Raw genomic sequence first — 18,452 nt, 5'->3', positions numbered from 1 at the left:
TGGCAGTATTAGTCACGTCACTAGCCTACGCAGTCGTCCGCAGGAGTTGAGTATGTCCCCCACAATCTCGCCGAATCCCTCCACAGGCGAGGTCCCCACGGGGCTCAATTTGGCGGGGGTTGAACTTATTGCCGCACCGATGGCTGGTGGAACCACCACAACCGCACTAGTCCAGGCCGCGCACAAGGCAGGGGCTTTGGGATTTCTCGCCGCCGGGTACAAAACAACCGGTTCCATGCTGGCCGAAATACTCACGCTCAAAACTTCCGGAACGCGCTTTGGGGTCAACGTATTTGTGCCCGAATCCACGTCACCAGACGAAGCCGAACTCGCCAAGTACCGCGAACTTCTAGTCCCCTACGCCTCCGCGTTAGGTGTTGAGGTACCCGAGGCTCGTTTAACGGACGACGACGGCTGGGCAGCAAAGATCGCTGCCCTCACCCAGGAGCCCGTGGAGTTTGTCAGTTTTACCTTTGGCCTGCCCTCCGCCCTCGAAGTGGACGCTCTCCATGCAGTAGGAAGCGCACTCATCGGCACAGTGACAAATGTAGAAGAGGCACTTGCCGCCGTCGATCTTCCCATCGTTGCCGCCGGAGCGATCCACAACCGCGCAAGTCTTGACCTAGTGCTGAACGCCGGGGCGTGCGCCGGTCAGATTGGCACGGCACCTTTGCGGGCGGCAGCCGCAGCTCAGAATAACGCCGAAGGGCTAAATTTATGGGCAGGTGAGGCGTGGCAGTACGCACGGTCGGGGACTGTCGCCGAAATTTTGGCGCGGTTTCAGGGCTAGTGCTGTGCTGGTGTTCGTGACGGCTGACATTCTCAACCGCTGATCCTCAAACGCTAATCCTCAAACCCAGGCACTAGTTAACGCCTAGATCGCCGCGCGTTCTAGGGTGAGAATATGGCTGAGGATGACCGCACTGACTGGAATGGGCACCACAAGGGGTCGGCGGCCTACTCTCGTTTACTCGCAGCCTTGGCCCTCGCCGGGGTGGCAACCTTCGCGCAACTGTACTCAGTTCAGGCCACACTTCCGCAGATCGCCACCGAGCTCCACATCTCTGCTTCCCTCGCTGCACTGTCCATCTCAGCTGCCACAGTTGGCTTGGCCGTTGCCGTGATTCCGTGGTCCTTTATAGCGGATCGCATTGGCCGGGTGAAAGCCATGACCATTGGAATTTGTGCAGCAACCGCCTTGGGGCTCATCCTCCCGCTGTGCACAGAGCTACCAGCGCTTTTGGCAGTTCGCTTGCTGGAAGGGATGGCTCTCGGCAGCATTCCGGCGCTGGCAGTGGCTTATCTCAACGAAGAGGTTCACAAACTTTCTGCAGCCGTGGCTGCCGGCAGTTATGTGGCCGGAACCACCATCGGTGGACTCTTGGGACGACTAGTGTCAGGGGTGGTCAGCGACTTTGCCGGCTGGCGATTCGGCACTCTTGCGGCGTCTCTGCTTGCCACACTTGCCGCCGTCGCATTTTTGATGTTGCTCCCCAAACAACGCGGTTTTGTTCGAGCCCGCGGCAAAGGCATTGGACCCGCGCTCATGCTTCTGGCGTCCCTATGTAAGGACCAACGATTGCTGGCTCTCTATGCCCAAGCATTTTTGCTGATGGGCGGATTTGTGGCGCTCTACAACTACCTAGGTTTCCGGCTGATGGCCCCGCCGTTCCTGCTCCCGGCGGGGCTGATTGCCTTTATATTCTTGGCATATCTGGCCGGAACCTTTACCTCGCGCTGGGGTGCGGCCATGACCGTTCGCTTCGGCCGGCGGGCAGTGTTGCTGAGCAGCATTGCACTTATGGCTGCGGGAATCCTGATCACCATCCCGGACAATCTGACCGCAGTTTTAATTGGAGTCATTGTGCTCACGGGCGGTTACTTCGCCGCACATAGTGTGGGCTCGGGCTGGACCGGGGCCATCGCCGTGAGCGGCAGAGCTCAAGCAGCCTCGCTTTACAACTTGGCCTACTACCTTGGCTCGAGTGTCATCGGTTGGGCCGGGGGCCTCGTGTTCCAAAGCTTCGGTTGGCCAGCCCTTGCCCTACTGGTGGCCGGGCTGACTTTACTCGCCGGATTGTTGAATTTTTTAGCCCACCGGGGGCGCCCACAAACTACCACCACAGCAACGGCTCTATGATGAATCGAGAGTCTGCGTAGGAGGAAACATGAGCATTACACCGAAGAATGTTCGGCAGCCAGCGGCAGGGAGCGAACCCTTGGACGCCATTGACGAGAAGATTTTGCAGGCCCTTGTTGAGGACGCCCGCATTTCCAACAAACAACTGGCCGAGCTCGTAGGCATTGCCCCCTCCACCGCGCTAATGCGCACCCGTGCCCTGCAAGAACGCGGAATCATCAATGGTTTTGAAGCACAACTGAACCTCACCGCGATTGGTCGATCCGTTCAAGCGCTTGTTGCAGTACGGCTGCGCGCCCACGACCGTGATCAGATTGACGTTTTTACGCAACGGGTGCCCAAACTTCCAGCGGTGCTCTCAACGTTCCACACCTCTGGTTCGGTGGACTATCTCTTGCACATTGCCGTTGCCACCACAGAAGACCTACGCGACTGGGTCCTGGATAATCTGGCGCCGGATCCCGTAGTGGGCCATACCGAAACCACTCTGGTGTTTGATCACATTCCGGGGCATCCCGGGCCGCTGGACGGCTAGCCCGTCTAGCCGGCTAGACGGATACGGCCGTTCGATAGCTAGTGCCGTTGCTTGAGGTTTAAGCTGCCCGGGCTTCACGAAGTTCGCTACGGAAGGCGAAAGCTGCCAGGACTAACGCCACCACAAGGCAAGCCCCGGCAAAAACTGCCACTGACGCTGCCAAGCCAAAGTAGCCAGCAGCCCAACCGAGGCCAAGCACTGGGATCGCACTGCCTAGGTAGGTAATCACGTAAACCCCAGAAATGATCTGCGCGTGGCGAGCCGGTTCAACCTTGTTGGCCACGGTGTTAAATACGGTCCGGAACGCAATGCCCTGTCCTGCCCCGGCGGCGATGCAAGCGAAGACTAAAAGCCATGGCGCGTTGGCTGCAGCGGCGAACGCCATAGCCGCTACCGAGACACCCAGGACAGTGAGCCCGGTGGAGACGCGGAATTTGCCCTCGGCTCGCATCAGCTGGCTCACCGCTGAGGCCCCAAGGGTCAGACCAGCGAGCAAACCGACCAGTGGGCGTGAGTCGGCGTGCACTACCGGCGCGAAGTACGCAGGAGCCAACGAGAGGCAAAAGCCAAACACGGTGAAGCTTAAGAAGCCAACCATTGATGCCATCCAGAAGGCTCCGCGAGCTTCTCGGGAAATCTGTGGCCGGCGCGGGGCAAGGGCTTCCAATCCGTAACCGTGCTCTATGTGTTTGATGGCCGGGCGTGCACGGATCATCCACAACGGAACCAACAGGGCTGCGAGGATTCCTGCTTGAACCAAAAACGGTGTACTGACGGGGTGAGGGAATAGCGAAAGCAAACCGCCGATCACTGGACCAGCAGCCACACCACCGGAGGAAGCGAGCAAGGTAAAGCGCGAAGCCCATTCTGGACGCAACGGCAAAAGTTCCCGCAAGGCCGCGGAGCAGGCGCCTGTTGCAAGAGCAACAGCAGCACCTTGCAAGGCACGTCCAGCCGAAAGCATCAGCAAGTTGCCCGCGAACGCAAAAACCAGTCCCCCGGCGAAACTAACCAGCACCGCCAGAACCATCGCTGCACGGCGACCAATGTGATCGGACCAATGGCCGGCCACCAACAAAGTGCCAATCAGCGCCAAAACATAGCTGGTAAAAGCCACAGTGACATCGAAGCTGCTGAGCCCTAAGTGCGCTTGCAAAAGTGGGTAGAGCGGAGTGGCCAAGTTTGCGCCCACCAGCAACACAAACAGCACAATTCCGGACACCACCAGCCGAGCGGTGACGGATGCGTCCCATGCCCAGCCTTCAGTGCTGGCGGGACGCATTCGCAGTTCGCTAATAACTGTCACGGTCTGCCTGCCTTGCTTGAGGGGTTGTCATTCGCGACTGAGCGCAGTGACGCTCAGCCCACGCTGGCGTATACCTCAAATGTTCCGGCAATACTGAGCTAAAGGGGCCATATTCGTGTCAAGATTGATCATTGTGCGCAAAATATGAAATTCGAGCTGCGCTGGAGTGAAGAAATGAACAACCTTGATGGCATTGATTTGAAAATCCTGCTCAAATTGGTCCAAGATCCGCGGATTCAGATTGGAGATTTGAGCACTTCGCTGGGCATCGCCCGCAATACGGCCCAGACGCGCCTTAAGCGCTTACAGCGCTCCGGCGTACTGCACAGCGGCGGCAGGGAAGTTGACCTAGAAGCGGTGGGTTACGACGTCGTAGCTTTTATCACGATCGAAGTGAACCACCGCGAACTAGACGGCGTTATAGCCGCCTTGCGGCTCATCAGCCAGGTTCTGGAAGTACACGAAATTTCCGGCCGTGGTGACATCTGGTGCCGGGTGGTTGCTACCGATACCCACAACCTCCAAAACACTTTGCGCCAAGTCCTGCGTATTAAGGGGGTCATTCGTACTGAGACCTCGCTGGCCCTCCACACTCACATCGCCTACCGGACCGAGCCTCTGATCAGCAGGATGACAAATGTTCCGGCTGGAAAATCAGGAACTTCAGCTCCTACCACACAGCGTTCCGGTGTGACTGCTGAAAAATAACACCATGCCCCAGAACTACAATTCAAGGATGGCTTGGCCCGCACCGCACTCCAGTCATCATTCCTGCAACCAAGTTCGAGGAGCCAAGTGACAATCGTCGACAATGCTGTCTACGTGGACGGCAAACGTGTTGCCCAGCCGGAAGGACTACTCCAAACCGTTGAGTGTCTCGCTGAACACGGTGGTATGGCCTGGATTGGGCTGTACCGTCCGGACGAAGTGGAGATGATGGCTGTTGCCGCCGAGTTTGGCCTCCACTCATTGGCTGTAGAAGATGCCGTCTCAGCTCATCAACGTCCAAAACTCGAACGTTACGACCGCACCTTGTTCACGGTTCTACGCCCAGCGAGGTACATCGACGCCACAGAAACGGTGGAATTTGGCGAGCTCCACGTTTTCACTGGCCCCAACTTTGTAGTGACCATCCGCCACGCTGAAACGGCAGGCGTGGCTTCCGTTCGGCGTCGTCTCGAGGAACGCCCGGAGCTCCTAGCGTGCGGCCCCGAAGCGGTTCTCTACGCTCTGCTAGACCGGGTAGTGGACGACTACGCACCGGTTGTAGCCGGCTTGGAAAACGATATCGACGAGATTGAAGATCAACTCTTCAACGGCGACTCGGGCGTATCACGGCGTATTTACGAGCTCGCCCGCGAAGTCATCCAGTTTCAACGGGCCATTCACCCACTGCCAGAAATGATCCAGGGACTCAAAAATGGCTTCGAAAAATACGGCGTGGACATTGAACTTCAACGCAATCTGCGCGACGTTGAGGACCACATTGCCCAGCTCATCTCACGTGCCAACGCCTTCCGAGACATCCTGCAAAACGCCCTGACCTTGGACGGGACACTCACCGCCAACCGGCAAAACGAAGCCAGCGCGGAACAAAACGAACAAGTAAAAAAGATTTCATCCTGGGCTGCGATCTTTTTTGCCCCGTCCATCATTGCCGGCATTTACGGCATGAACTTTGAGCACATGCCCGAGCTGGAGTGGCTCTACGGCTACCCCATGGCGATCGGGCTGATGATCGGTCTCGCAGCGATCATGTTTGCGATCTTCAAGAAAAAGGGCTGGATGTAACTCTCGGTCACGACCCGCCTCACCTACTACCGGTCTGGGCTCTCGTAGTACCACACGTTAAGCTGGAAGGTATGACTCTCCCCCTTCGCGATACCTCCATCAGCTATGCCAAGGGTGCCGTGGGAGGTTCCGCGACGGTCATCCACACCCAACGGCTTGAGGATGGAACCCTCGCCGTGCTACTGGACGAAACGCCATGCCACCCGCTCGATGTGGGCTGGCCGGACCAAGGCTCAGATCAGGCCACCATTCGCACCCGAGACATCGCCTTCGACGTCATCGACTGCGTAGTCGGGGCGAGCGATGGCCAAACGCTTTATGTTGGGGCAGACGTTCCAGTCCGCAGAGGAGCCGAAGGCTGGGCCTTTGTAGTAGTCCATATTCTGCCCGCCGACGCGGAACTGAAAGAGGGCGCAGAGGTTCGCATCGACGTCGAACAGTCCTACCGCGCCGCGCTCAGCGCCGGCCACACAGGCTGCCACTTGGCATCCCTAGCCCTCAACCAGGTGCTCGCGGACCAGTGGACCAAAGAAGTCCGGCCTGATGCCTTGGGTAACCCTGACTTCGACGGTGCCGCGATTGAAAGCTCCACAATCCTAGAGTACGGTTCCCGCGATGTTTACCGACTGGGCAAATCCTTGCGCAAAAAGGGGTTCCCCACAGAATCTCTCGTAGCACACTTGCCAGCTTTGCAAGACGCTCTCAACCAACAATTGGTTCAGTGGGTGGCCAGCGGCGGTGAAGTACGGATTGAATCCCACGGCGAATTCCTCACCGATCTGCGCGAATGGGTATGCGAGTTGCCCAGCGGAACTGCGCGAATTCCCTGCGGAGGAACCCACCTGCGATCACTTTCACAACTAACCACCGTGGCCGTGGGGCTTGAACTAAGCGAAGAAAATGGTGCCCTCCAACTCACCATGGAAACTGCCGCTGTCACCTTGTAATTGCTTGCCGCTGACCGCCCCCTACCCCGGTAGGGTGCCGGCAGTACGGCGGCGGGACGTTTGTTTGAATGGCTTTGCGTAAGTTCGTTAGTGGGACAGACTTACGGAGGACCAATGACCATTACAGATATGCCGCGCACGACGTCGGATAACACCACGCGTGCTACCGGAACCTCAGCCACAAGCTTGGGTTCAACCCGCGCACCACGGCCGAATAAGGCCGCCACAGATTACATTCAGCTCACCGAGACCGTCCGATCAATGGGCCTGTTTAAGCGCGAGTTGAGTTGGTACCACTGGCGGATGGCGCGTCTGGGCTTACTTCTGGCATCAACTATCGCATTGTTTGTGATGATTGGCCCTTCTTGGTGGAACCTCATCACCGCTGCTCTGTTCTCCTTCTTCTGCGCCCAAGCCGCCTTCCTGGGGCATGACGCAGCGCACCGCCAAATCTACGAATCCGGTGCAGCGAACGGCCTCGCCTCAAGGATTCTCGCCAACCTCGCCGTGGGTCTGAGCTACGGCTGGTGGCTCAACAAGCACGGTCGTCACCACGCCAACCCCAACAAGGTAGGCAAGGACAATGACATCGCCCCCGGAGCACTCGTTTTCACCCCAGAAGACGCTGCCACCCGCACCGGCATTGGTGCTTGGGCTGCACGTCACCAGCGTCAACTCTTTTTCCCGATTCTTTTGCTCTTGGGCCTAGACTTGCACCGCGAATCGATTCTCCGCGTAGCTAACCCCAAAGAAACAGTCCCGCACCGCGCCCAAGAAGCACTCTTCCTAGCGATCCGCTTAGTAGCACTGCCCACAGCTGTTGTCCTGTTTTTGGGCCCCACTATCGGTTTCACGTGGATGGGTGTTCAGCTGGGTCTCTTTGGCCTGTACTTCGGTTTGGTGTTCGCGCCGAACCACCTTGGTATGCCCATTGTTCCCAAAGATGCTGGCATTGACTTCCTGAGTCGCCAAGTATTGATGTCCCGCAATATCAAGGGCGGTTGGACCATCAACGCCCTGATGGGTGGACTGAACTACCAGGTAGAACACCACTTGTTCCCCACCATGTCCAGCCGCAGCCTGCGTCGTGTTCAGCCTCTGGTCCAGCAGTTCTGCAAGGACAAGGGCATCAAGTACACAGCCACTACCCTCCCCGAGGCTTTTAGCTCGATCTTGGACTTCCTCGACGGTGTGGGTCACGGCAAGGTAGAAATGTTTAGCTGCCCCATCACTGGCGCTATGCGAACTCGGTAGTTTCTTCGACTTTCCCTAGTCTTCTAGCTGGCCGGCGGTGTGGTGTTTGTGCCGAGTTCTTCGAGAACCTCGTAACGCAGGAACACCACACCATTGGCAAAAGTTCTTTGTTCCACTAGCCGCAGATCTAGCTTGAGGCCCTGGGGCAAGAAACTCAGACCTCCGCCGATGATGACCGGATTCACATACTGCTGAATCTCCTGCACAAGCCCGGCTTTGAGCGCTTCGGCTCCAAGCGTTGGACCGCCGATTCCCACATGGGAATCGGCATTTTTGATGAGTTCTCGAATGGCTTCTGGTTCAAAGTTCCTGGACCACCGCGTTCTCAGTGCGCTGACCTCTTGTGCAGAGTGTGAGTACACGACTTTGTCCTGCCCATGCCAGATATTGGCGAAATCCTGCATCTCTTGGGGTTGCGATGTGTCACCGTAAAGCTCGTCCCACACGTCCATAACGTTATAGGTTCTGCGCCCCAACAATTGCACTCCCACACTGCGTTCTTGTTCGTTGATAAACGCGTGGACTTCCTCATTGGGCGCGCTCCATTGGAAGTCTCCAGCCTCATCAGCGACGTAACCGTCCAAAGATGTAATTGCCGAATAGATCAAGCGTGGTGTTTCAGCGTTGGGGTGCATGGGCTGAGTCTAGAACTGAAAGTCCCGCAAAGACTAGGGTAGGCAACTTCAAAGTTTTTTCTGTTTCAACCTCACATTTGCAGCCTGCCACACGTCTACAGTGTGTAATGGCAACGAGCGGAGCAGAGTGATGGTTAGTAGCGGAGTGAAGCATGACAACCCTGCCTTTTGAGCGGCTCATAGAGCTGCACGGCGGCACGGTCATCCGGGTCTGCCGAGCAGTGCTGGGCCCACACGCGGATGCAGATGACGCATGGCAAGAAACCTTTCTAGCAGCACTCAAGGCTTACCCCGGTCTCCCAAGCGGAGCTAATCATGAGGCATGGTTAGTGACCATTGCGCACCGCAAAGCTATTGACGTGATCCGTCGCCGGCAGCGCATCGAAACGGCCACAGATGAACTTCCAGAACGTACATCTCTGCTCGGAATTCCCGGAGCCGAACACACCGAATTGTGGGAGGCGCTAGCGAGCCTCACTCTCAAGCAACGCCTTGCTGTGACGTACCATCACATTGCCGGGTTCTCCTATAAAGAGATCGCCGAACTGCTCGACTGCACTCCCGCCGCCGCCCGGCGGGCAGCATCTGACGGAATGGCCCGAATGCGTGATTCTCTCGAAGCCGTCATTGGTGAACGCTACGCAGCGGCAGAACAACAGCTCAAAGTGCAAGGAGCAAAGTCATGACCGTCATTTTCCCCCCGGAGGACGTCAACCGCGAACATCCCGTAGGTCTGCAGGAGCGGGCTGACGTCCAAGGGCCATTGGACTTCGTCTGGGCGTCAGCGGATCACCTGACTCGGTTACATCAACGGCTGGCCGCTGCGGCCGCGAAGGAAGGCATCGTGGACGTTTCGTACACCACAGTTGAGACCCCTGTGGGCCTGCTTCTTTTGGCAGCCACAGAACACGGTTTGGTGCGCGTGGCCTTTGACCGAGAAGACCACAACGAAGTACTTGAGAGTCTGGCCAATAAACTCGGCGGCCGGATTCTGCGAGCGCCATCTGTGCTTGTTGAGGCGAGCCGTGAAATTAGTGAGTACTTCGCTGGAACTCGGCGCAGCTTCGAGCTGCCGTTGGACTACTCACTCTCGGCTGGATTCCGTCGGCAAGTTCAACAGCTTTTGCCGCAAATTGCCTATGGGCACACGCAAACGTACAAAGACATGGCGCTGATGGCCGGGAACCCCAAAGCCGTCCGAGCAGTGGGGACGGCATGTGCCACCAATCCCCTGCCTATCGTTATTCCGTGCCACCGAGTGCTACGTTCGGATGGCGGGTTGGGTGGATACTTGGGCGGTGTGGAGGCCAAGACTGCTCTGCTGGAGCTAGAAGGGGCAGTGTGAGCAATCTTTTCTCAGACGCAGATCTGATCAGGCCCCCACGCGAACTGAGACCCGGTGCAGTGTGGGTCCCGGGATGGTTGAACCTTGAGCAGCAGTCCTGGTTGGTCGCGCGCTTCAGCGAGTGGACACAGGGTCCCGTCCCGGCTCGGTCACCGCTCGTCGGCGGTCATCCGATGAGCGTCAAGTCAGTACATTTGGGTTGGTACTGGCGGCCCTACCAATATTCGCGTGAAGCAGTGGACGGCAACGGCAATAAGGTTTTGGACGTCCCGGACTGGATGGTACGGCTCGGGCAACAAGCCATCGCCGAAGCGCAGCGGCACAGCCCTACACTGAGTTCCCTACCAGCCTCGGCAGTTGACTACCGCCCAGACGCTATCCTCGGGAATTACTACGACGAGCAGGCTCACATGGGGATGCATCAAGACGCCGAGGAGCGCTCACTAGCACCGGTGGTGTCCCTGTCCATCGGCGACTCTTGCCGATTCCGTTTTGGCAACTCGCAGAACCGCAACAAACCCTATGAGGACATCTCTCTGGCCTCAGGGGACATGTTTGTTTTTGGCGGTCCTGCACGGTTGGCCTTCCACGGGGTACAGAAGATCATCCCGGCAAGTGCCCCGGAGGGTTGTGGCATCAACCGCGGGCGGATCAATATCACCATGCGAGTAACTGGCCTAACGGACGCTACTTCCGGCCAGTGAAATGGTCCATGGACTTGTAAACCCCAAAAACTTTATCTGCCACAACGTCCCACGCCGCCACCGGAAGTACACCGCGCAGAGCTGTGCTGAGCTTGACGGTCCACGGCATCATCACGATCGGCGTGGCAGCCTTCATGGCTTTCCAGACACGCTCCGTAACGTCCTCCGGTTCCAACAGAGGTGTAAGCAATGGGCCACGGGCTCCCTCGAACATTCCCGTTTTGATGTACGAGGGGCAGAAGGTAGTAACACCAATATGTCCGTGTCCGGCTTGTTTGAGCTCCAGACGCAAAGATTCACTCCACCCAATCACGGCCCACTTAGAGGAGCAATAAACGCTCATCTTCGGATTGGCCAGGAGACCTGCCGCGGAAGCAACGTTCACAATTCTGGAAGTACGTTTGCGCTCGATCATGGCCGGTAAGAACTCGCGAGTAATGTGCATCAGGGCCAGGCTGTTGATGTTCATGGTCAAGGCGATGTCCGAACTTTGCTCGTGCTCCCAAAAGTACTTGCCGCGGACAATTCCGGCATTGTTGATCAGCACGTCCGGTGAGCCAACCTCCGAGCGGACCCGTTCGGCAGCAGCCTGGATGTCCTCCAGTTTGCTGACGTCCACCACATATGGATGGATTTCCGAGGCCCCGCCACTCAGTTCCGCGGCTGTGGCGTTGAGGGTTTCTTCATTGACGTCCCACAGCACCACGTGGCTTGCCCGATCCTTTACAGCGAGTTGGGCATAGATCTTTCCCATGCCCATTGCGGCGCCGGTAATCAGCACTACTGATCCTTCGAGCGATCCAATGATGGTGTTCATAACTTCTCCGTCTTCGTTGAGGGAATGAGGCTGCCCGGATTCATAATCCCACCTTGGCCAACAAGGTACTTGATACTGCCCAGCATGTCGGCCTATTTGCAGTGATAGTCATAAGGGTCCCGACTCTACATGTCCAAGTAGTATTGCTGGGCGAGCAGTTGCTGACCGAAGCGGAGATCGCCAGTATCAGAATTTTTTGGTGTACTCGCGGAGGGCGCCACAGGCTACAGGGAGAAAGTCGTGAGCCCCACTCAGGCGCGAGAAGTAATGCTACTGGTCAACCCGACGTCGGGCCGTGGCCGTGCCTTGAAACTCAGCGAAGCGACTGAAAAAGCGCTCCGATCCGCGGGGTATGCACCCACGGTCACGGTCACCGAAAACCTCGAAGAGGCCACCGAGCGTGCAGCGCATGCCTCTCCCGGGACGATGGTGGCGTCTTTGGGCGGGGACGGCTTTTTGGGTGCGGCGGCCGGAGGTGCCCGGCAGTCAGGAGCTGTTCTTTTGCCGCTGGCCGGCGGACGTGGCAACGACACCGTGCGGCGTCTGGGCCTGCCGGTGGATCCAGTCGAAACGGTAGCGTCCATAAGTACGCTGGTGGTACGGGACGTTGATCTGGGGCTGGTGAACGGGCGGCCCTATTTTGGTGTGGCCAATGTGGGCTTCGATGGGCTGGCCAACCAGTACGGCAATGATGCCAAGCTGAATCTGGGCTCGTTTACGTACCTATACGGCGGACTCAAAGCACTGCGCGAATGGAAGAACGTCACCTTCACCGTCGTCGTAGATGGGCAGGAAAGCACGTTCCCAGGCTGGTTTGTAGCTGTAGGGAACGTAGGTCAATATGGCGGCGGCCTGCACATTTGTCCCGAGGCTAAGGTCAACGACGGGCTCCTGGACGTTGTGAGCCTGGGCGAAGCCTCAATTTTCCGGGTGGTGGCAACATTTTTGGCCTCTTTTCGGGGCGGGCATTTGCAACGTCCCGGGATTTCCTTTGTTCGCGGGAAGGAAATTCGAATCCACGCGAACAAACCGCTGAGTATTTTTGCCGACGGCGAGATGCTCGGTCCGTTGCCTGCCACGATGACGATCGAGCAGGCATCCGTGCGCGTATTGGTGCCAGGAAACTCAAGTGTGTTTCAGTAGGTTCACGGTGATCCTGCCGTGGTGAGGGCCCCGCAAGAATAGCCACTCTTTGGCGGGTCAGAACGAGGGAGAAATTGATGAGTGCAGCATCCGGAGATCCCGTGCGGTCATTGCGCTGGGGCGTGAACTACACGCCGAGCGATGGTTGGTTCCATTCATGGCAGGACCTAGATCTTAACGCGGTTCGGGCCGATTTCGAATCCATTGCCTCTTTGGGTGTAGATCACGTCCGGGTGTTTCCGCTCTGGCCGTTGCTTCAACCGAACCGCACACACATCCGCACCCGAGGCATTGCCGATGTGGGACGGGTGGTGGATGCTGCCGCCGAGTTCGGCCTAGACGTGAATGTGGACGGCTTGCAGGGGCACTTGTCGAGCTTCGACTTTTTGCCGGCCTGGGTGACAAGTTGGCACCGCCGCAACATCTACACGGATCCTGATGTCATCCAGGCGCAGGCTGCCCTCTTGCGGGCGATCGCTACGGAGATCTCGGCTCGGTCTAACGTCCTTGGTATGACTCTAGGGAATGAGACGAACCAGTTCGCTGTGACTCGTCATCCGGAGCAGCAGCTCACCACCCCGAATCAGATGGGTGCCTGGATCCGCGGTCAGCTTGATGAAATCGGCGGCGTTCTCCCCGATGGTATGCACCAGCACAGCTTCGATGACAACGTGTGGTTCGTGGATTCCTGCCCTGTCACCCCGCGACATGCGGCCACCCTAGGGGACGCCACCACTGTGCATTCGTGGGTTTTCACGGCCGTGGCTCAATTGTTCCCCTCGGGCCATCCTGCAAGGACGCTGTTTGCAGATTACCTCGTGCAGTTGGCGCAGGCGTGGGCGGATGACCCGGGCCGGCCGGTGTGGTTGCAGGAGATCGGGGCGCCCTACCCTGCGATTCCGGCCGAGGGCGCTGCCGACTTCCTTGAGGACAGTCTTCGTCCGGTGCTGGATGTGCCGAACGTGTGGGGTGTGACGTGGTGGTGTTCGCACGATGTAAGCCGGAAGTTGGCTGACTTCCCCGAGCTCGAATACACCTTGGGTCTCTTGGATTCTGAGCGGAAGGTCAAACCGGCCGGGCGGAGGCTTGCGGAATTGATCGCCGAACAGAAGGCAACCCAGGTCCCCGTCCAACAGCGTGCCACCGCCGTTTCCTTCGATTCGGGCGACGAGTCCACCGGCCTGGGCCGATCACTCACGGACCCTGCAGGCCCGGTTTTTGGGGCGTGGCTCCGGCTCGCCACCGACGGAATCAAGCCAGCGCTCATTCGCACCAACAAAGTGCACGACGCCGATTACCTCGCCGCGCGCGGGATCACCACCGTGGTGGCGGGCTAGTTCTTTCTCCCGCTACAAAATTGGACATGGGCAGCCGGAATCCCGGGTGCGCATGTCCAATTTTGTAGCGAATCTGGTGTCAGACGAAGCCTTGGTCAACAAGTACACAGTCCCGCTCGGTAATCACATGAGCCTGCCCTGAGCCACCGACTACACGGCTCCAGCTCTCAACAAACAAACGATTCTTATAAATGGACACGTCGAATCCGCCGTACATCCCGGGATAGGGGACCCAGAGAGATTCCAAGTCGTCCAAGGCGAGAATTTCGGTCGGGACTTGCCGAAATCTAGTGGGCGTTAGCGTGCGAGTGCGTTCGGCAATGAGGCCAGCCAAATGAGCATCCCAGGATGTGAAATTCTGCTGCTCTTGTAGCGTCAAATCGGGGACTGCCAAGGCGGTAAAGAGATGGTGATGACCTCGCTTCGCGGCAATGTCGATGGGCCTGTCGCCGTCGGCATTTCTCAGTGAGCGCCAAGCTCCGAGCCTTAGGAGACGATTCACGATTACCACGGGTGCCCCGTGCCACGCAGCTTGGTGCAACGGCGTGAACCACGATCCGCCTCCTACCCGCCATTGATTCACATGCACAAAGCTATCCGAGTCGAGAAGCCGGAAGACCTCGTCCCATTTTCCAACCCTTGCCGCATCGGATACTCGGAAATTGGTCTCCACGAGGCTCGCGTTTAGCCGCTCGGGATCCAGCACACCCGGCCACTCCGTGATCATTATCTCTCCCTCAAATCCTTCAGACACCCCGAATCAAAGCAAACGCATCGCGACCCAGGCATTATCCCTATGCTCATTCGCACCAACAAAGTGCACGACGCCGATTACCTCGCCGCGCGTGAGATCACCACCGTGGTGGCGGGCTAGTTCTTTCTCCCGCTACAAAATTGGACATGGGCAGCCGGAATCCCGGGTGCGCATGTCCAATTTTGTAGCGAATCTAGTGTCAGACGAAGCACCACCGGCTCGGGTCTTCAGCGCTCTACACTCTCGGTTTCGCTGCCCTCGTTGGACTCACGGGATGCACCGGCCCGCCTACCCCGGCACCCTCAGTCGTATCCGCAACGTCAAACACAGCGGCAACCCCCACGAACACAACGGCGCCGACTCCAACCACGGTCGAAACGGCTACCCCGTCCTTGGGCACGCCAACACTCACGCAAACGCCCACACCGACGGCCACCCAATCCGCTGGTTCTGGGCTCCCGGAGCAGACTGCGCCGCTGACAATTTACTACATCGCCGTAGGTGACAATGGTGTGGCTGGTCCCGGGTTAGGTTGCGGAGATAGCCTCGTTGCCACCACCACTGCTCCGGTCCGATTCACTGACCAGGTGGGTCCAAGCATCCGCACCTTGCTGGCCAACAAGGATCATGAAATCGGTCAATCCGGACTGGTGAACGCTTTGTATCAGTCAGATTTGAGCTATGTTGCCGGGGACCTGTCCGGCAGTACCATCACCATCTGGCTCGAGGGACAGTTTAGGCTGGGTGGCGTGTGCGACATTCCGCGGGCGAAGGCACAACTTGAATACACGGCCATGGCTGCATCTGGGGCCACGAGTGCACAGGTAGTAGTTAACAGTCGCCCTATTGATGACGTGCTCAGCCTCAAATAACAAACAAAAAGCCCGCCAGTACCGGACATTCCATGTACTGACGGGTTATTTGAGAGTGGAGCTAAGGAGATTCGAACTCCTGACCTCTTCGATGCGAACGAAGCGCTCTACCAACTGAGCTATAGCCCCTCGCCGGTGTAAACCAGCTCACTTAGGCTACAAATTTCTGGGCGTTGACGCCAGTCGAGAACAGGTCAGAAAAGCTGTTTATGCTCGGCGGCGCTGCAGCACGTCGTCCAAGTTACCCAGAGCGCTGCCGGTCTTGGATGCGACGTACTTGCCAGCTGGCGACGCGGTGGCTACCAAACCCCCATTGATGTCCGGAGCCACTGCTCCGTCTTTGAGCTTGGGGCGTCCAACCGGCTTGGGCTCGGCCGGCAGATCAAGCGGCTCAGGCGCTGGCCGCTCAGCCTTAGCGGCACCCACGTACGCTGGCTTAGGAACCTCAACCGGGGCCCACTCGCGCTCAGCTACAGGGGTTTGCAAAGGCAGGTCGCCAGATGCCTCGGCAACCGCCAGAGCGGCTTTGCGAAGTTCGACGGCGGTCATCGCCTTGCGCTCACTCTGCTTAGCTTCCACGTCACTCGCCTTAGCCGCGGCGGCGGTAGCGTCGGCGTCGAACACGGGATTGGCGGTTTTCACCAGAAGGGGAGCTGAAGCCACAACATTTCCGCTGCTCGGGTTCATGGCTTCGCGAAACGCTGCGTCTACTTTGGCGCGGCGATCAGCAATCGCCAGACGGCGCAAAGTCACTACAGAAGCGGCAGTGCCCAAGAAGAGCACACCGGGCAACCATGTGACGCCAATATCAAAAATTCGCAGAATCCCCATCACCACACCGGCAAACAGGAACAGCAACCCTGCAACCGCCAGCGAAGTTCTGCCCCAGCGCACATGGAATTCGGGTGATGTGGCGGCTGCGGGCTCAGACTGCTCAGTGCCTGAATTCAGCTGTGAACCTGTGGCAGTAACGGTGCTGTTCATGGAATTCTCCTGTTGCTGCACGGGTGCCTGGTGAAGGGTCCCCGGCGCAAGATTGCTGACGGTGTGGGCTTCATGGGCGAAGTTTCCTTCGCCAGCGCTTTGGAGGGCAAGCTGAGCGTTTTCACGTCTTACGCGCAATACATACGGCGCCACCCACAGCAGCCAGAGGGCAACGGCGATGACAAGTATCACCGAGCTGCTCAAAGGGAAGTCCACAGGCTCTACGTTATGAGGGAATTGGCCATCGTCTGGGCATTACCTAGCGTGTGTCGCGCACTCTGCACCCAAAAAGGGTCCTAAATTTTCACTCCCCGCGCAGCCACGGTGCTAAAAGGCCGTCGGGGACCTCTTCAGAGGTCAACGCAAAGGACCGGTGGTCGGCCCACTGGCCATTGATGTGCAAGTACTTGGGCCGGTGGCCTTCGTCGCGGAAATGAAGTTTCTCCACTACCCGAAGGCTAGGCGCGTTCTCCGGACGGATGTTGATTTCCATCCGGTGCAGGCCCAGCGTTTGAAAACAATGGTCCGTAGCCATGGCCACTGCCGTGGGGGCAATCCCCCGGCCGGCGCATGCCTGATCAACCCAATATCCCAGGGTGGCCATCATGGCTGAGCCCCACAGAATCGATGAAACTGTCAGTTGCCCCACAATTCGAGGCTCACGGTATCCTGGCGTCCGTTCGGTGATCAGAAACGGCAACGCTGTGCCTTGCCTTGCCTGATCAGTTAGTGAGCGCACCATCTGGCGATAGGTGGGCAGCCCACCGCCGGGTTGAGGATTTGAAGCTTCCCATGGTTGTAGCCATGAAAAATTACGTCCTCGAACGTCTGTCCACTCCGCCCGGTCCGAATATCGAATCGGGCGGAGAATCAAGTCACCACATTCAAGCGTGACAGGCCAAATTCCGGGCCCCAGCACCTAGTTAGTCCTTGAGGGAACCAACAAAACCGGGCAACCATTCACGCAAGTCAGCACCCAGATCTTCACTGTCCACTGCGAGTGTCATAACAGCCTTCAGGTAGCTCAGCTTGTCACCGGTGTCATAACGACGCCCGCGGAAAACTACACCATAAACTCCATAGCCTTCGCCGTCACCGGCGGCCAACGTCTGCAAAGCGTCGGTGAGCTGAATTTCGTCGCCGCGGCCCGGTGCAGTCTCTTCGAGGACATCAAAGACGGCCGGGTGCAGTACGTAGCGGCCAATAACAGCCAGGTTGGAAGGTGCCTCGCCTGCGTCCGGCTTCTCCACGAGTTTATTGACCCGAACATAGTTTTCGCCGTCGATCTCTGAAATGTCGGCGCAACCGTAGGCGCTGATCTGAGACGGCTCAACTTCAATCAACGCGATCACGGAGCCACCAGTTTTTGCCTGCACTTCGATCATGGTGCTCAAGAGTTCATCGCGGGGATCGATCAAGTCATCACCCAACAGCACGGCAAAGGGCTCGTCGCCCACATGCTGGCGGGCGCGCAACACTGCATGCCCCAAGCCCTTGGGGTCACCCTGGCGGACGTAGTGGATGTCACCAAGGTTGGTGGCTTCTTGGATGGCGGCAAGTTTTTTGGTGTCGCCCTTGGCTTCGAGCGTGGACTCCAGGGAAGGAACACGGTCAAAGTGATCCTCGAGCGCACGCTTGCTGCGGCCGGTCACCATCAGAATGTCGGTGAGTCCAACCTTCACGGCTTCTTCAACAACGTACTGGATGGCTGGCTTGTCAACCACCGGCAGCATCTCTTTGGGCATAGCCTTGGTGGCCGGCAGGAATCTGGTGCCGAGGCCAGCGGCCGGGATAACTGCTTTGCGAAGAACCTTTGCTGTATTCACTCGACTAATCTAACTGACAGCCGTGAAATGTATAAGTCAGGGCCGTTATGGCGCCTCAGCGA

General features: G+C 58.0%; 20 protein-coding genes and 1 tRNA gene. 13 read left to right on the top strand and 8 right to left on the bottom strand.

Annotated features, from left to right (window positions below; all coding sequences use genetic code 11):
• Positions 1 to 52: 52 nt before the first annotated feature.
• From ACQR35_RS02645 to ACQR35_RS02635, 3 genes are all read left to right on the top strand, one after another.
• The gene (locus ACQR35_RS02645) at positions 53 to 790 is read left to right on the top strand and encodes a nitronate monooxygenase (RefSeq protein ID WP_430269117.1); all 738 of its coding nucleotides are present in this window, start codon (positions 53 to 55) and stop codon (positions 788 to 790) included.
• A 114-nt stretch (positions 791 to 904) separates the two neighbouring features.
• Positions 905 to 2,140, top strand: coding sequence for an MFS transporter (locus ACQR35_RS02640; protein WP_430269116.1), 1,236 nt, complete (start codon positions 905 to 907; stop codon positions 2,138 to 2,140).
• Between the two features lie 28 nt (positions 2,141 to 2,168).
• Complete coding sequence (locus ACQR35_RS02635; RefSeq protein WP_430266460.1) at positions 2,169 to 2,675, top strand: Lrp/AsnC family transcriptional regulator; 507 nt, start codon at positions 2,169 to 2,171, stop codon at positions 2,673 to 2,675.
• Between the two features lie 58 nt (positions 2,676 to 2,733).
• Here the strand turns inward: ACQR35_RS02635 and ACQR35_RS02630 are convergent, their stop codons facing one another.
• Positions 2,734 to 3,981 carry an MFS transporter gene (locus ACQR35_RS02630; protein ID WP_430266459.1) on the bottom strand — a complete coding sequence of 416 codons (1,248 nt, stop codon included), beginning with the start codon at positions 3,979 to 3,981 and terminating at the stop codon, positions 2,734 to 2,736.
• Positions 3,982 to 4,155: 174 nt separating this feature from the next.
• On the opposite strand from ACQR35_RS02630, the gene ACQR35_RS02625 reads away from it, so the two are divergent.
• The 4 genes from ACQR35_RS02625 (at position 4,156) to ACQR35_RS02610 (ending at position 7,973) form a co-directional block, all read left to right on the top strand.
• Positions 4,156 to 4,689 carry an Lrp/AsnC family transcriptional regulator gene (locus ACQR35_RS02625; RefSeq protein WP_430266458.1) on the top strand — a complete coding sequence of 178 codons (534 nt, stop codon included), beginning with the start codon at positions 4,156 to 4,158 and terminating at the stop codon, positions 4,687 to 4,689.
• Between the two features lie 87 nt (positions 4,690 to 4,776).
• Positions 4,777 to 5,772 (top strand): magnesium/cobalt transporter CorA, encoded by a 996-nt coding sequence (gene corA, locus ACQR35_RS02620; RefSeq protein WP_430269115.1) that lies wholly within the window; start codon positions 4,777 to 4,779, stop codon positions 5,770 to 5,772.
• Positions 5,773 to 5,843: 71 nt separating this feature from the next.
• Entirely contained in the window at positions 5,844 to 6,719 is an 876-nt protein-coding gene (locus ACQR35_RS02615) for a metal-dependent hydrolase (protein ID WP_430269114.1), read from the top strand.
• 114 nt (positions 6,720 to 6,833) lie between these two features.
• Positions 6,834 to 7,973: an acyl-CoA desaturase gene (locus ACQR35_RS02610; protein WP_430269113.1), complete on the top strand. Its 1,140-nt coding sequence runs from the start codon at positions 6,834 to 6,836 to the stop codon at positions 7,971 to 7,973.
• Positions 7,974 to 7,996: 23 nt separating this feature from the next.
• On the opposite strand, the gene ACQR35_RS02605 is transcribed toward ACQR35_RS02610, so the two are convergent.
• The gene (locus tag ACQR35_RS02605) at positions 7,997 to 8,608 is read right to left on the bottom strand and encodes a dihydrofolate reductase family protein (protein ID WP_430269112.1); all 612 of its coding nucleotides are present in this window, start codon (positions 8,606 to 8,608) and stop codon (positions 7,997 to 7,999) included.
• Between the two features lie 152 nt (positions 8,609 to 8,760).
• Here ACQR35_RS02605 and ACQR35_RS02600 point away from each other — a divergent pair, with 152 nt between their 5' ends.
• From ACQR35_RS02600 to ACQR35_RS02590, 3 genes are read left to right on the top strand one after another with little or no spacing between them, the layout of a single operon-like run.
• Entirely contained in the window at positions 8,761 to 9,294 is a 534-nt protein-coding gene (locus ACQR35_RS02600) for an RNA polymerase sigma factor (protein WP_430266454.1), read from the top strand.
• Entirely contained in the window at positions 9,291 to 9,953 is a 663-nt protein-coding gene (locus ACQR35_RS02595) for a methylated-DNA--[protein]-cysteine S-methyltransferase (protein ID WP_430266453.1), read from the top strand. The genes ACQR35_RS02600 and ACQR35_RS02595 overlap by 4 nt, the downstream gene beginning before the upstream one ends.
• Positions 9,950 to 10,657, top strand: a complete 708-nt coding sequence (locus ACQR35_RS02590; protein WP_430266452.1) for an alpha-ketoglutarate-dependent dioxygenase AlkB family protein — start codon at positions 9,950 to 9,952, stop codon at positions 10,655 to 10,657. Before ACQR35_RS02595 ends, ACQR35_RS02590 begins: the two co-directional genes overlap by 4 nt.
• Here the strand turns inward: ACQR35_RS02590 and ACQR35_RS02585 are convergent.
• Complete coding sequence (locus ACQR35_RS02585) at positions 10,641 to 11,474, bottom strand: SDR family oxidoreductase (RefSeq protein ID WP_430269111.1); 834 nt, start codon at positions 11,472 to 11,474, stop codon at positions 10,641 to 10,643. The genes ACQR35_RS02590 and ACQR35_RS02585 overlap by 17 nt on opposite strands.
• A gap of 240 nt (positions 11,475 to 11,714) precedes the next feature.
• Here ACQR35_RS02585 and ACQR35_RS02580 point away from each other — a divergent pair, with 240 nt between their 5' ends.
• Positions 11,715 to 12,617 (top strand): diacylglycerol/lipid kinase family protein, encoded by a 903-nt coding sequence (locus tag ACQR35_RS02580; RefSeq protein WP_430269110.1) that lies wholly within the window; start codon positions 11,715 to 11,717, stop codon positions 12,615 to 12,617.
• Positions 12,618 to 12,694: 77 nt separating this feature from the next.
• Complete coding sequence (locus tag ACQR35_RS02575) at positions 12,695 to 13,954, top strand: glycoside hydrolase 5 family protein (protein ID WP_430269109.1); 1,260 nt, start codon at positions 12,695 to 12,697, stop codon at positions 13,952 to 13,954.
• Positions 13,955 to 14,033: 79 nt separating this feature from the next.
• Here ACQR35_RS02575 and ACQR35_RS02570 read toward each other — a convergent pair whose 3' ends face one another.
• Positions 14,034 to 14,681, bottom strand: coding sequence for a hypothetical protein (locus ACQR35_RS02570; RefSeq protein WP_430266447.1), 648 nt, complete (start codon positions 14,679 to 14,681; stop codon positions 14,034 to 14,036).
• A gap of 419 nt (positions 14,682 to 15,100) precedes the next feature.
• Between ACQR35_RS02570 and ACQR35_RS02565 the strand changes: the two genes are divergently transcribed.
• Entirely contained in the window at positions 15,101 to 15,580 is a 480-nt protein-coding gene (locus ACQR35_RS02565; RefSeq protein ID WP_430269108.1) for a hypothetical protein, read from the top strand.
• A 56-nt stretch (positions 15,581 to 15,636) separates the two neighbouring features.
• Here the strand turns inward: ACQR35_RS02565 and ACQR35_RS02560 are convergent.
• The 4 genes from ACQR35_RS02560 to galU form a co-directional block, all read right to left on the bottom strand.
• Positions 15,637 to 15,709 (bottom strand) — tRNA-Ala (locus ACQR35_RS02560).
• Between the two features lie 78 nt (positions 15,710 to 15,787).
• Positions 15,788 to 16,780, bottom strand: coding sequence for a hypothetical protein (locus ACQR35_RS02555; RefSeq protein WP_430269107.1), 993 nt, complete (start codon positions 16,778 to 16,780; stop codon positions 15,788 to 15,790).
• An 88-nt stretch (positions 16,781 to 16,868) separates the two neighbouring features.
• Positions 16,869 to 17,483 carry a GNAT family N-acetyltransferase gene (locus ACQR35_RS02550; protein ID WP_430266444.1) on the bottom strand — a complete coding sequence of 205 codons (615 nt, stop codon included), beginning with the start codon at positions 17,481 to 17,483 and terminating at the stop codon, positions 16,869 to 16,871.
• A 4-nt stretch (positions 17,484 to 17,487) separates the two neighbouring features.
• Complete coding sequence (gene galU, locus ACQR35_RS02545; protein WP_430269106.1) at positions 17,488 to 18,390, bottom strand: UTP--glucose-1-phosphate uridylyltransferase GalU; 903 nt, start codon at positions 18,388 to 18,390, stop codon at positions 17,488 to 17,490.
• Between the last annotated feature and the right edge of the window lie 62 nt (positions 18,391 to 18,452).

Source organism: Pseudarthrobacter sp. J1738, from assembly GCF_050490315.1.
Taxonomy (GTDB): Bacteria; Actinomycetota; Actinomycetes; order Actinomycetales; family Micrococcaceae; genus JBNPEO01.
This window is presented reverse-complemented; position numbering and strand designations above follow the sequence as displayed.

Excerpts from the sequence above, each read along its gene's own strand:
- ACQR35_RS02625 (WP_430266458.1), top strand. The coding sequence starts at position 4,156 with ATGAACAACCTTGATGGCATTGATTTGAAAATCCTGCTCAAATTGGTC.
- ACQR35_RS02610 (WP_430269113.1), top strand. The coding sequence starts at position 6,834 with ATGACCATTACAGATATGCCGCGCACGACGTCGGATAACACCACGCGT.
- ACQR35_RS02645 (WP_430269117.1), top strand. The coding sequence starts at position 53 with ATGTCCCCCACAATCTCGCCGAATCCCTCCACAGGCGAGGTCCCCACG.
- ACQR35_RS02575 (WP_430269109.1), top strand. The coding sequence starts at position 12,695 with ATGAGTGCAGCATCCGGAGATCCCGTGCGGTCATTGCGCTGGGGCGTG.
- ACQR35_RS02640 (WP_430269116.1), top strand. The coding sequence starts at position 905 with ATGGCTGAGGATGACCGCACTGACTGGAATGGGCACCACAAGGGGTCG.
- ACQR35_RS02595 (WP_430266453.1), top strand. The coding sequence starts at position 9,291 with ATGACCGTCATTTTCCCCCCGGAGGACGTCAACCGCGAACATCCCGTA.
- ACQR35_RS02570 (WP_430266447.1), bottom strand. The coding sequence starts at position 14,681 with ATGATCACGGAGTGGCCGGGTGTGCTGGATCCCGAGCGGCTAAACGCG.
- ACQR35_RS02635 (WP_430266460.1), top strand. The coding sequence starts at position 2,169 with ATGAGCATTACACCGAAGAATGTTCGGCAGCCAGCGGCAGGGAGCGAA.
- ACQR35_RS02615 (WP_430269114.1), top strand. The coding sequence starts at position 5,844 with ATGACTCTCCCCCTTCGCGATACCTCCATCAGCTATGCCAAGGGTGCC.
- ACQR35_RS02605 (WP_430269112.1), bottom strand. The coding sequence starts at position 8,608 with ATGCACCCCAACGCTGAAACACCACGCTTGATCTATTCGGCAATTACA.
- ACQR35_RS02600 (WP_430266454.1), top strand. The coding sequence starts at position 8,761 with ATGACAACCCTGCCTTTTGAGCGGCTCATAGAGCTGCACGGCGGCACG.
- ACQR35_RS02585 (WP_430269111.1), bottom strand. The coding sequence starts at position 11,474 with ATGAACACCATCATTGGATCGCTCGAAGGATCAGTAGTGCTGATTACC.